11 protein-coding genes and 1 pseudogene are annotated in these 10,804 nt (G+C 56.1%); 4 read left to right on the top strand and 8 right to left on the bottom strand.

Translation table 11 applies throughout. From position 1 onward, the window contains the following. Positions 1 to 42: 42 nt before the first annotated feature. The gene (locus ABI171_RS06555) at positions 43 to 996 is read right to left on the bottom strand and encodes an agmatine deiminase family protein (RefSeq protein WP_348091763.1); all 954 of its coding nucleotides are present in this window, start codon (positions 994 to 996) and stop codon (positions 43 to 45) included. Next, positions 997 to 1,188, bottom strand: coding sequence for a hypothetical protein (locus ABI171_RS06550; protein ID WP_348091762.1), 192 nt, complete (start codon positions 1,186 to 1,188; stop codon positions 997 to 999). Positions 1,189 to 1,344: 156 nt separating this feature from the next. Between ABI171_RS06550 and ABI171_RS06545 the strand changes: the two genes are divergently transcribed. Both ABI171_RS06545 and ABI171_RS06540 read left to right on the top strand, forming a co-directional pair. Next, complete coding sequence (locus ABI171_RS06545) at positions 1,345 to 2,289, top strand: LysR family transcriptional regulator (protein WP_348091761.1); 945 nt, start codon at positions 1,345 to 1,347, stop codon at positions 2,287 to 2,289. Between the two features lie 125 nt (positions 2,290 to 2,414). Continuing rightward, positions 2,415 to 3,209 (top strand): MBL fold metallo-hydrolase, encoded by a 795-nt coding sequence (locus ABI171_RS06540; protein WP_348091760.1) that lies wholly within the window; start codon positions 2,415 to 2,417, stop codon positions 3,207 to 3,209. A 54-nt stretch (positions 3,210 to 3,263) separates the two neighbouring features. Here the strand turns inward: ABI171_RS06540 and ABI171_RS06535 are convergent, their stop codons facing one another. Beyond that, positions 3,264 to 3,842, bottom strand: a complete 579-nt coding sequence (locus tag ABI171_RS06535) for a LysE family transporter (protein WP_348091759.1) — start codon at positions 3,840 to 3,842, stop codon at positions 3,264 to 3,266. A 393-nt stretch (positions 3,843 to 4,235) separates the two neighbouring features. On the opposite strand from ABI171_RS06535, the gene ABI171_RS06530 reads away from it, so the two are divergent. After that, positions 4,236 to 4,925 (top strand): DUF899 family protein, encoded by a 690-nt coding sequence (locus tag ABI171_RS06530; protein WP_348091758.1) that lies wholly within the window; start codon positions 4,236 to 4,238, stop codon positions 4,923 to 4,925. Positions 4,926 to 4,988: 63 nt separating this feature from the next. Here the strand turns inward: ABI171_RS06530 and ABI171_RS06525 are convergent, their stop codons facing one another. Then, entirely contained in the window at positions 4,989 to 5,435 is a 447-nt protein-coding gene (locus tag ABI171_RS06525) for a DUF4124 domain-containing protein (RefSeq protein ID WP_348091757.1), read from the bottom strand. 156 nt (positions 5,436 to 5,591) lie between these two features. Beyond that, positions 5,592 to 6,803 (bottom strand): alpha/beta hydrolase, encoded by a 1,212-nt coding sequence (locus ABI171_RS06520; protein WP_348091756.1) that lies wholly within the window; start codon positions 6,801 to 6,803, stop codon positions 5,592 to 5,594. Positions 6,804 to 7,317: 514 nt separating this feature from the next. Here ABI171_RS06520 and ABI171_RS06515 point away from each other — a divergent pair. After that, positions 7,318 to 8,472, top strand: coding sequence for a hypothetical protein (locus ABI171_RS06515; protein ID WP_348091755.1), 1,155 nt, complete (start codon positions 7,318 to 7,320; stop codon positions 8,470 to 8,472). 39 nt (positions 8,473 to 8,511) lie between these two features. On the opposite strand, the gene ABI171_RS06510 is transcribed toward ABI171_RS06515, so the two are convergent. The 3 genes and pseudogenes from ABI171_RS06510 to ABI171_RS06500 form a co-directional block, all read right to left on the bottom strand. After that, the gene (locus ABI171_RS06510; RefSeq protein ID WP_348091754.1) at positions 8,512 to 9,456 is read right to left on the bottom strand and encodes a hypothetical protein; all 945 of its coding nucleotides are present in this window, start codon (positions 9,454 to 9,456) and stop codon (positions 8,512 to 8,514) included. Between the two features lie 124 nt (positions 9,457 to 9,580). Beyond that, the gene (locus ABI171_RS06505) at positions 9,581 to 10,222 is read right to left on the bottom strand and encodes a LysE family translocator (RefSeq protein WP_348091753.1); all 642 of its coding nucleotides are present in this window, start codon (positions 10,220 to 10,222) and stop codon (positions 9,581 to 9,583) included. A 110-nt stretch (positions 10,223 to 10,332) separates the two neighbouring features. Next, positions 10,333 to 10,804 (bottom strand): annotated as a pseudogene (locus ABI171_RS06500) (sugar ABC transporter permease); the annotation flags it as partial.

Raw genomic sequence — 10,804 nt, 5'->3', positions numbered from 1 at the left:
GTTCTCCTTGCCACAATGGCGTCAGGCGGTTTCAAAATCCGTTCAGAGCGGTTCCTGCTGCGTGGTGCAGTGAATGCCGCCGCCACCGGCTGCAATCGGGTCTATATTAATCTGAACCACGGTGCGTCCGGGATACAGCTGCTCATACTGCGATCTAGCCTTGGCGTCCGCCACCGCATCGCCGAATTCGGGGATGAACACCGCGGCCTTGGTCACATAAAAATTGATGTACCCGGCAGCAAAGGCATTCCGGTCGTTTCCTGGCCGTATCCGGCCCGGCGCTTCCATCGCCACCACTTGCAAAGGCAGGTTATCGGCATCGGTGGCGCTCTGCAAAATCTCCAGGTGGCGTTTGGTCAGCGCATTTTCGTAGGAGTACGGATCCGGCTCGCTATGCGCCACCACCACTCCGGGCCGCACAAAGCGGGCATAGAAATCGGTATGGGCGTCGGTAATGTCTTTGTTGACGATGCCCTGCAGCCAGATTACCTTGCGGATACCCAGCAGCCGTTTCAGTTCGGCTTCGCAATCGGCCTTGCTCAAGCCCGGATTGCGGTTGACATTGAGGACGCAGCTTTCGGTGATGATCGCAGTGCCCTTGCCGTCGACTTCGATACCCCCGCCTTCCAGCACCAGCTTGGTCGACAGCATAGGCACGGCGGCCTGCCCGCTCACCACGTCGGCAACCTTGCAGTCACTGGCAAATGCCTGCTTGTCGCCCCAGCCGTTGAAATTGAATTTGACGCCGGCCTTTTCCCCTTTGGCGTTTTTGACGAATGCCGGCCCGGTATCGCGCATCCAGAGGTCGTCGAGCGCCGCCACGATGAGGTTGATGCGCGGATCGAGATTTTGCCTGGCGCTATCCACATCGTCTTGGCGCACCAGCATGTTGACCGGTTCATGGGCGACAATCGCATTCGCGATGCGCGCCAGCGCCTGCTGTACCTGCGGCACCTGGGCCACGGTCCAAATCGCCGTCGATGCGCCGTAAGCCATTCAGGTTGCCTTGTGCGGCCCCGCCTCGTCCGGCATCAGCCACGCCTCTGCAACGGGCGCAGCGCCACCGCCTGTGTTGCAGGGAGGAGCGCTGTCTTCGCCGCCACCGCCGCAGGCGCCAAGCAAACCACTCACCATGACTGCGCCGCTTCCCGCAGCGCACTTACGTAAGAAAAATCGACGTGAACTCATTACTGTCCTTTTTTGGTTGGCATTTCATGCCGCAACTCTTTTTGCGGCGGATTTGACGTCATTGCCATTCGGGCAATCACTGCAGGACGTATTTTGGCTTGCCTTAAACATGAGGACAAATGATAATATTTACTAAAATACATTAAGTTTTCTCATATGTCAGAGCATCGCATTCCATCTCTCAAATTGTTGATGGGCTTTGAAGCCGCCGCGCGCCATGGCAATTTTTCCCGCGCGGCGGATGAATTGCATGTCACGCAATCGGCTATCAGCCATCAGGTCCAGCAACTTGAAGAGCAGATCAAGCAGCCGCTGTTCCGCCGCGGCGGCCGCGGCGTGGAGCTGACCGTCGCCGGCGAAGTCTTGCTGCGTAGTGTGCAACGCACGCTGACGATCATGCGTAGCGGGCTGGGGCGTATCGCCACCTACCTGGATCCCGGGCTGGTAGTGCTGGTGTGCCCCGCCAATCTGCTGCACGGCTGGCTGCAGCCTCGGCTCAGCCAGCTGGAGGAGCAGTTTCCAGAACTCTGCTTGCTGCTGTCGGCCGACGAAACAGCCAGGTTCGTCGATGAGATCGACGTCGACATCGCGATCAGCGACCGCCCTATCCTGCAAGCCGGTTTACTGGAACTGCCCTTGCTACAGGATGAGTGGGTCATGGTTGGCAATCGGGAGCTGGCGGACAGACTTTCCCCGCTGCCGCAGGACCGGCACCATCTGCATGCGGATCTGGTTTGCCTGGAGGAGAGCCTGACTGGCGACGCCACTGCGCGGCTGTTCCTGGAAGAGCTGACCTTGTTCCGCAAACGCGCCATCTACGACGATTCACGGCTTTTGCTGGACGCTACATTAAGCGGCCGCGGCATCGCCTGCCTGCCACGCGTGCTGGTGGAAGGCAGCTTGTCCGGCGGCCAGCTACGCATCCTGCCCGGCTATCCACGCTTGCCGGGCACGACCTGGTGGTTGTCTGGCGTGGCAGGACAGCCTCGCTCGGAAATCGTATTGAAGGTGTTCGAGTGGCTGCGTTCGCAGGGCGACAATCTCCAAGGGAGCGCCGAAACCGCGGCGATGGCTTCGACGCCGGCCATCCGGCTGAAGTAGATGCCGTCGTTCGCCACTTCGTTACGTCAATTGGGCACATCCTGCAAATAATTTGATCTACATCAAAAAGAATAAGCAAGGTTCGTACTACGCTCGCGGATTGTTTTATTCCACTTGGGAAATTAATGGCAACCGAGCTCTTTAATGATGGTCAGCATGTCTGCGTGATGTTTTCTGACTTGGTTGAAGAAGATGAGGGAGAGGTTGTCCAGACCAATCAGTTTTTCATTTGCGACCACGGCCAAGGCGCCTTGATCGATCCCGGCGGCCAGATGACCTATAACGAACTGTACATGGCGCTGAGCCGGTTTTTCCCGCCGAAAGAGCTGAAATACATCCTGGCGTCGCATGCCGATCCCGACATTGTCGCCTCGGTCGGCCGCTGGCTGACCGGCTCGTCATGCCAGGTCGTCATCTCGAAACTCTGGTCACGCTTTATCCCGCATTTCTGCCCGGCCGGGAAAACCGCCGGCCGCATCATTGCAATCCCGGACGATGGCTTCAAGATCCAGATCGGCCAGAGCGAAGTGATAGCTCTGCCAGCGCACTTCCTGCATTCGGAAGGCAATTTTCAATTCTATGATCCTGTCAGCAAAATCCTGTTCTCTGGCGACCTGGGCGCGTCGATGGTCAGCAATCTCGATGCGACCCGGCCGGTGACCGATTTTTCCGCCCATTTGCGAAGCATGCAATCGTTCCACAAGCGCTATATGAGCGGCAACCGCGCTTGCCGCTTATGGGCGGCGATGGTCAGGCAACTGGATATCCAATGCATCGTGCCGCAGCATGGGTGTATGTTCAAAGGGCCGGAAATGGTGGGACGGTTTATTGACTGGGTCGAGCAGTTGGAGTGTGGTATCGATTTGTTGGATGAGCGACATTACAGCTTGCCCAGGAACTGGTTGCTACCCTTAGGGTGAATTTTGAGCGGAACCAGTTCAAGAAACGGCTGGAGTCCCTCAGTCGGATACGGTCTACGATTTTGCTTCTCGCAAAGAAGCCGCCAACAAGCTCAAACCCAATGTCCCCACCGCGACAGAAGCGGCGCGATTGACTAAGCGACTTGAACGGGAATACGCAACCCGGATCCGGCTGCGCGAAAAGAAATAAGCCAGCAGCATATGCCAGCATAGCGAATTGATCACAATCATCGTCACTGCTGCAGCTTGCAGCAACGGGCTCGGCGTCACAGGAAACGAAGCCGCAAAAATACTGCCGAAGAAAAGCGCAGATTTTGGATTGGTGATGTTCGTCAACAGACCGAGGCGGAATGCGGCAAACGCAGACACCTGCGGCGCATTGCCATCCAAAGCGATGTTCCCCGATCGCCATAGACGGCTCGCGATATACAAGAGATACAAGCCGCCAGTGATCTGGAGCGCCAGATGCAGCCAGGGGAATGCTTGAAATATCGCATTGACTCCCAGCACGGCACAGCTGGCCCAGATACCGGCGCCGACCGTTACCCCCAGCGCAGCATAGGAAGCGCTGCGAGTGCGATCACTTGCCGCCAATTGCGAGATCAGCAGAACGTTGGCTCCCGGAGTCATCATGGCGGCAACGTGAAGAAAGAAAATAGTAATGAAAGTAGAGAGCAAGCGGATATCCCGGGAAGAAAAATTCAGCGGTTTGTCATGACTGGATTTTATCCCGGGTTTTCTGTTTCGACATGGGCGGCCATTTCTTTTTTATCATCGAACAATCGTCTCCCGATGACCAGAAATACCCTATTAACAACACGATCTCGTGCATGCCGAGCCTCGCTTATCAGAACGACTAAGGTGAAATTACTCCGCCTGCAACGGCCGTCGCACCGAACGCGCCCCACGCGGGCTGATGTACAGACGTTGCATGCAGCAAATCACAATATATGCTTAGGTGATTGGCCTTTTGTCTTGTTGTCGTCAAGTTCTTTGCGCCATCGGGCGCTGAAAAGGAGTGTCTCAATGACCACGTTGAAACCTGCCGCGGAGCTCGCCGCGGCGCGCAAACCTTATCCCAACGAAAGCGCCGAATACGGCAAAGCCCGCATTGCCTTGCTGGCGGAAGAGATTGAACTGCGGCGTCATATCGAACGCGTCGCGGCACTGCGGCGCATGCTGCCTGGGGGTGGCGAGCCGCGCGATTATGCATTTAAGGACGAGAATGGCAAGACGCTCCGGCTGGCGGATTTGTTTGGCGCGCATGATACGCTGCTCACTTACTTCTGGATGTATGGTCCCCAGCGCGAGCGGCCATGCCCCATGTGCACTTCACTGATAGGCTCGTTCGATACGCCTGCGCTCGATATCTCGCAGCGGCTGGCGATTGCGGTGATCGGCCGTTCTCCGGTCGAGCGGCAACTTGCCTTTGCGCGTGAGCGCGGCTGGAAAAACCTCAAATTCTACATGACGGTCGGCGACGACTTCGCGCGCGATTATCGCGGTCTGGCGCCCGACGGCAACGAATGGCCTGCGCTCGATGTCTGGGCCAAGCGCAACGGCAAAGTGGAGCACTTCTGGGGCGGGGAAATGGGTGGAACCGCCGATCCCGGACAAGATCCGCGCGGCGCGCCAGATCCCACTCCATTGTGGAATATTCTCGACTTGACCCCGGCGGGCCGCAGTACAGACTGGTATCCGGAGCTTGCCTACTGACGCTGCCAATTACGCCACGCGGGTTGTTTCTCCAGACAGTTCAATCGCCATTCTCGACATCCTTCACTGCGATTGATTGTCGTAATACCTGGACGGCGTCGGCAGTCCCAGCCTCTTGTCATTGCGGACGGCCTGCCGCAGTTCCTGCAGCCTGCGCGCTTTTTCCTGCGCGTCCGGCCATTCGGTGGCACTTCTTAACGCTTGCGTCGCTTGCGCTTGCTGCGCCTTTTGCTCGGCGGCTTGCTTCGCTGCTTGCTGGCCGGCTCGCCGTTTTTGGAATTCGGCATCCTTCAGTTGCCAGTCGGCCGGCGCACCCGGCTCCTCGCTTGCGGCCGCCGACCTCGCCGTATTCAACTGAACTTCCGCTGCTTTTTTGGTAGAGACGGGGCATGGTGTGTCGGTATAACTTACCTTGCCGTCAGCGGCCGTGCATCGGTTGACGCTATCGGCGTGCGCGCTAATCCCGTATGAAGCGAAGATCACGAACAGGGCTAGTAATTTGGCATTCATTGATTCCTCCTTTTTTATGTTTTTGCAAGGCCAAAGCGTACCCGGTCTAGGTCGTTGAAAGCAGGTACTCCCCAGCAACATGAGAAGGTACCCGATATCCGGTCTCGCGACGACGCATAATTTTGTTACATGACTCGCGAACTCCTTGCAAGAAGACTATTTTTCAGGATCGGCGACACTGTCCGTTGCAAGCGGACGCACATAAGTCAGCAAGCTGACCAAGGTCTTTCCAGGCTCTTCGAACTGAACCAGATGCGCAGAATGCTCGAACCAGACAGCTTTCTTATACGGCGCGTCCAGTTTCTTGAGCCATTCATCGGTTGGCTGGGAAGGCGTCGTGTAGTCATGCCGTCCCATGAACATGACGACTGGTATCGGAAATTTGACGACAGGTTTCATGTCGACCTCAAGAAACTCGGGGAGGACACGCTGCAATGTCAAAAGACTACCTTTATCGATGGCCGTGGTCGCCTGCTGGTCATACTCCGGCGAGAGCAGCGGCGCGTTGAAATAGTAGCCAAAATCGCTTCTGAAGGCCGCCAGGCCGCCATAATATTGTGCCCATTTGCGCGCAGTAATGATGCGCTCGCGAGTGAGCGGCTGCGTGCCCGGATAGGGGGCGATTGCTTCCAGTTCCCGCACAGCCGCCTGGTTCCCCGCCTTTTTGGCTTGCGTCAGTCCATATTCGAAGCTGAGGCGTTCATTCTCGCGGCTATTGATCACCTGGCCGATCCCGACATAGGCGTAAAACAGGTCAGGCCGCGCCAAGGCCGCTTTCATTCCGATGACAGTGCCCCAGCTATGGCCGACCAGGATGACTTTTTTCTTGCCATAGCGATTGGAAACGTACTTGGCGATGTCGATGACGTCGTTCACGTACTGATCGATGTGCAAGCTGTCGCGTATCGCATCAGGATCCGCTTCCAGGTAGGTTTTTCCGGCGCCACGCTGATCGTAATTGACGACCGTGAAGTATTCTTCGATCGGCCGCTGGTACATCCACATGGTTGGCGCGCTTGGCGATGCCGGTCCGCCGTGGATGAAAAGAATGATGGGATTGTCCCGGTCTTGGCCTCTTGCATATAACCACTGCTCGACGCCGCCGATGCGCACCTTGTAGTTCTCTTGCACGCCCTGCGGATTTACGATTTTTCCCAGGTCGGCAACGATTTCGCGGCCGTCGGGGTTCTTGGCTGAGCTGCCGGCGGCAACGGTTGCCAGAACAAGAAACAGCACAAGCAGTTTTGCGATATTTTTCCAAAACACGTTCATATTGCCTCTCGTTTTTATTTTTAATCGATGTTTCCGGTCTCGTCGTTCGCGTCGAATCTTCATTTTTGCACGATACCAGGCATTGCCATAATGCATTATGAAAGATGGTAAGTGGGACATCCATGAGCGTCAATTGGTTGGGTTACGATTTGCAGTTTCCGTGGGATGGACTGCATTTCAAGCAAATGAATTGCATGTTGATGCCGGCTTGAGAGCGGCTGGATGTAAGCAATGATGCAGTATGTTTGTTGTCATTACTGGCAAACGTCTGACGGTATTTGTCATGTTCGCCGCCTGTGCAGAAATAAGGATTCACTGCACTTGTATTCAGCGACATCTTTGGCGAATGGCAGCTTAGCGGCTATGCACAATTGATACGAGAGTCACAATTAAATATGTAACTTAGTGTAACATTATGTTCCAATAAATATAATGACTTAAGGGAACGATAATGTCTGGAATACATGGAAAGATTGGCCGACAAATACTGATAGCACTGACGAGCGCGGTGTTTGTTGCTGGATGTGGAGGTGGGGGCGGAGACTCCCCACCTCCGCCACTCCCACAACCAGCCAAACCAATCGTCGTAACGCCGGGATCTACATTCAAGATGAGGGACGGCGTCGATCTGCTGGTGCCGGCTGGCGCCGTGATTAGCGACGGCAGGCTAACTATTAGGATAACCGAGGCGTCGACTCTGACAATCTATACCAAAGCGGACGCATTCATTTCCGTCCCTTCTGCAAGTAAGGGTGTTGCTGGCAACCTAATCACAACAGCCAAGGCCCCGGCTGGCGCCATTTCTACTACGCAGCTCCCGGTCATCGCTTCAATAGCTGGAAACCCGACATCCACGGACATGACCGAAAAGCATGTTGACGGAACCGGAGCAGCTGCGGTTTTTTCGGCTATCCGTGCTATCAAATTCGATCCTAACGGCAATATCATAGTTTCCGATGACGGAGTTATACGAAGAGTAACCCCAGCCGGCGTTGTTACCACACTCAACCTGCAGCCAAAAGACCGGGGCCTGGATGGCATTGCGGTTGACAGTACTGGCAATATTTATGGGTCTTTCATGACCGTGATCCCTGCACCTTGGGTTGGTCCACCCTCTGAACGGATACCGACCTATGGTGGAACAATCAGAGTCATGGATATCGCAGGAAAAACGGAAGATTTCTCCGCTAACTGGATCGCATCATCGACAGAGCCTTTCATTGCATTGGGCGATCTTGTTGCGGACAGTCAGGGAAATTTGTTTCTCGCAAGTCCAGGCACCAATAACATCATCAAATTTACGTCATGGGGTTCAATGTCGGTATTCGTCGGAAATGGCACAGAGGGCAACAACGATGGACGAGGCAGAATGGCTACACTCTCCGCCCCGAGTCATTTGGCGATTGATGCCAACGATAATCTTTACTTCGTTGACAGGAAGAACGCGACGATACGTAAAGCCACGCCAGATGGCACGGTAACGACCATTGCCGCGCCCCCTCAAGGCGACAGCAATCTAGATACCAAGCTTAGCCCTTTGCCTATTCCTGCTCCGTATGGCCCTATCGCAATTGATCTCGCCGGAAATATTTACTTCGAAATGCCCTTTGGCTTCTTGGCCAAGATCGACATTAGAGGTTTTATAACTTCCTATTACCCGACGGATAGCAGCACCATGGGGATATCCTCAATGATCGCCGACAATAAGGGCAATCTGTACTTAGGCACCAACGGCAGCGCTCAAATCCGGAAAGTATCGTTTTGATTTCTCAGTGATATCCGATTCGAATCAGGATGTTTGCTGCTACTCCGTCTGATAGCTCTGTTTGCTATCAGACCATCGAAACGCCTGACGCCACTTTCCACGCTGCTCGCGCAGTTGGAGATCGTGAAAGCCTGCCGTCATACGTGGCAGGACGTTGAGCGAATTGCTGCCGTAATATATGTCGTGGCTACGCGTACCGTCTTTATGCCAATCTCCGGCAATCATTTTATTGAACAGCATCGGCTGCGAAAATACGACCCGTAGCGATTTGCCGTCGATACGAAACAAATATAAAGATTCGAACGAGGCGCCTCCTCCAGCGTAGCCCTCGGACCATCCGGCCCGCACACCAAAGGCATAGTCGCCATCACGCAGCAGATAAGGCGCAAGGTCGAAGCGCTGCCAGTTGTCCGGCAATCCCTCCGCCGGCCCCTTGCCGTCTTCCGAGCCGATTGCTTGCGGGGCGTCGATATTTGTCGAGCCCCAGTCGGTGGGCGCAGCAACCGGCGATTCAGTCCTCGCGATTAGATGTGGGATAGCACCGGAACTGTGATTGAACACACCGAGCCAGATTTCGTTGTCCGGATCGTCGCTGAAGCCGTCGCAAGACGATCTGGCGCTCGTCAAGCTCCGCGCGGCCAGTTCTGGCGTGGGCGCGAGACAGACCACCGCGACATACCAGCCCGGATGCTGCGGCCACGGCTTGGCGCCGGCCAGCACCAGGCGTGCCGGATCGCGTTCTGGCGCAAGTTGCGCCACCAGCAGATCCTTGGTAAAACCCTGCGGTAATTGGGTGCCGAAACCGTCCGGTATCGGCGCACCGCTCATTTCACGGTCGAAAGCGGCTCGCGCATCGCGATTATTGATCGCGCCATGCACCTCATCGATCGAGCGCACGGTGGTATCCGTGTCGGCGCTGGCATACGACGTGGGCAGGATGCAAATGGCCGTACACAACAACAGCTTCTTAACGTGAGCGCTCATGGAGAGTTGGTATATGGTGAAAGAATGATGCGCGCCATTCTATCAGCGCATCAATTTTTCTGACGATAGGAGCAGATCATGCAATTACACAGGATTTTCCAGATCCTTGATCAATCTGTCCGCCTTAAACCGCTTGCCGCCGCAAAGTCAGCAACAGCGAACCGAACGCAATGAAAGCCGCGCCGACGAAGCGGCTGAGCCACTTGGCGAATAAAGGCTTGAGCAGCAAACCGCGGGCGCGCGAGGCGATCAGGGCGTAGCTCAGATGAGTGGAGTAGGACAGCGTCATGAAAATCGCCATCAGGATCAGGAATTGCGGCAGCAAGGCGGCTTTGGCGCTGATGAATTGCGGGAACAGCGCAGTGAAGAAAAGCACGGCCTTGGGATTGGTCGCCGCCGTAAGGAAAGCCTCGCCGTATAATTTTCGGCGCTTTGGCGCGACTTCCTCCTTGCCGGTTTCAGGCTCGACAGCGAGCACCGTGCCGCGGCCGAACAAATGGCGGACACCGATATAAAAAAGATAACAAGCGCCAATCAGCTTCACGACGCTGAACACCAATGCAGAGGACTTAAGCAATACGCCGAGGCCGAGAATCGCTGCCGTCGACAGGCAGAACACGCCGGATATGTTGCCCAGGCCAGACCACATCACCGAACGCGGACCATAGGTGGCGCCGTTGCGCAAGGTGAGCAGGATCGACGGCCCCGGACTCAGGATCGACAAGACTGCCATGGCAGTGAATGTGAGGATGGTCTGGGTGTTCATCTCGCTAGCTTTCAATTAAGGGCTTGATCGCTTGATTTGGCGATATGCAAGGCTATCATGCGCGCGGTGAACGCGCATGGTTCGCATGCGTAAGCCGGCCCGGCGCACCGCTAGCGACTGGAACGGGTACTGACATCGACCCACACCGCCAGCATCAGGATGCTGCCCTTGACGATCATCTGCCAGTAGGTGTCGACATCCAGCATCGACATGCCGTTGTCGAGGCTGGCCATCACCAGCGCGCCGATCAGCGCGCCGTAGACTGTGCCGGAACCGCCGCGCATCGAGGTGCCGCCGATGAAGCAGGCGGCGATGGCGTCCAGCTCGCCCATGTTGCCGGCGGACGGCGAGCCGGCCGCCAGCCGCGCGGTATTCACCAGACCGGCCAGCGCGCACATCATCCCCATGATGCCGAAAATCCATAGCTTGACCGCTTGCACGTTGACGCCCGACAGGCGGGTCGCTTCCATATTGCTGCCGACCGAATAGATGCGGCGGCCGAACACGGTTTGCGTGGTGATGTAGCTGAACAGGCCGAGCAAGGCCAGCAGCAGCAGGACCGGCACCGGGATGCCATCGTAA

Source organism: Collimonas sp. (genome assembly GCF_039923675.1).
Classification (GTDB): domain Bacteria; phylum Pseudomonadota; class Gammaproteobacteria; order Burkholderiales; family Burkholderiaceae_D; genus Collimonas.
This window is presented reverse-complemented; position numbering and strand designations above follow the sequence as displayed.

Excerpts from the sequence above, each read along its gene's own strand:
- ABI171_RS06510 (WP_348091754.1), bottom strand. The coding sequence starts at position 9,456 with ATGAGCGCTCACGTTAAGAAGCTGTTGTTGTGTACGGCCATTTGCATC.
- ABI171_RS06520 (WP_348091756.1), bottom strand. The coding sequence starts at position 6,803 with ATGCATTATGGCAATGCCTGGTATCGTGCAAAAATGAAGATTCGACGC.
- ABI171_RS06535 (WP_348091759.1), bottom strand. The coding sequence starts at position 3,842 with ATGATGACTCCGGGAGCCAACGTTCTGCTGATCTCGCAATTGGCGGCA.
- ABI171_RS06540 (WP_348091760.1), top strand. The coding sequence starts at position 2,415 with ATGGCAACCGAGCTCTTTAATGATGGTCAGCATGTCTGCGTGATGTTT.
- ABI171_RS06550 (WP_348091762.1), bottom strand. The coding sequence starts at position 1,188 with ATGAGTTCACGTCGATTTTTCTTACGTAAGTGCGCTGCGGGAAGCGGC.
- ABI171_RS06525 (WP_348091757.1), bottom strand. The coding sequence starts at position 5,435 with ATGAATGCCAAATTACTAGCCCTGTTCGTGATCTTCGCTTCATACGGG.
- ABI171_RS06530 (WP_348091758.1), top strand. The coding sequence starts at position 4,236 with ATGACCACGTTGAAACCTGCCGCGGAGCTCGCCGCGGCGCGCAAACCT.
- ABI171_RS06545 (WP_348091761.1), top strand. The coding sequence starts at position 1,345 with ATGTCAGAGCATCGCATTCCATCTCTCAAATTGTTGATGGGCTTTGAA.
- ABI171_RS06555 (WP_348091763.1), bottom strand. The coding sequence starts at position 996 with ATGGCTTACGGCGCATCGACGGCGATTTGGACCGTGGCCCAGGTGCCG.
- ABI171_RS06515 (WP_348091755.1), top strand. The coding sequence starts at position 7,318 with ATGAGGGACGGCGTCGATCTGCTGGTGCCGGCTGGCGCCGTGATTAGC.
- ABI171_RS06505 (WP_348091753.1), bottom strand. The coding sequence starts at position 10,222 with ATGAACACCCAGACCATCCTCACATTCACTGCCATGGCAGTCTTGTCG.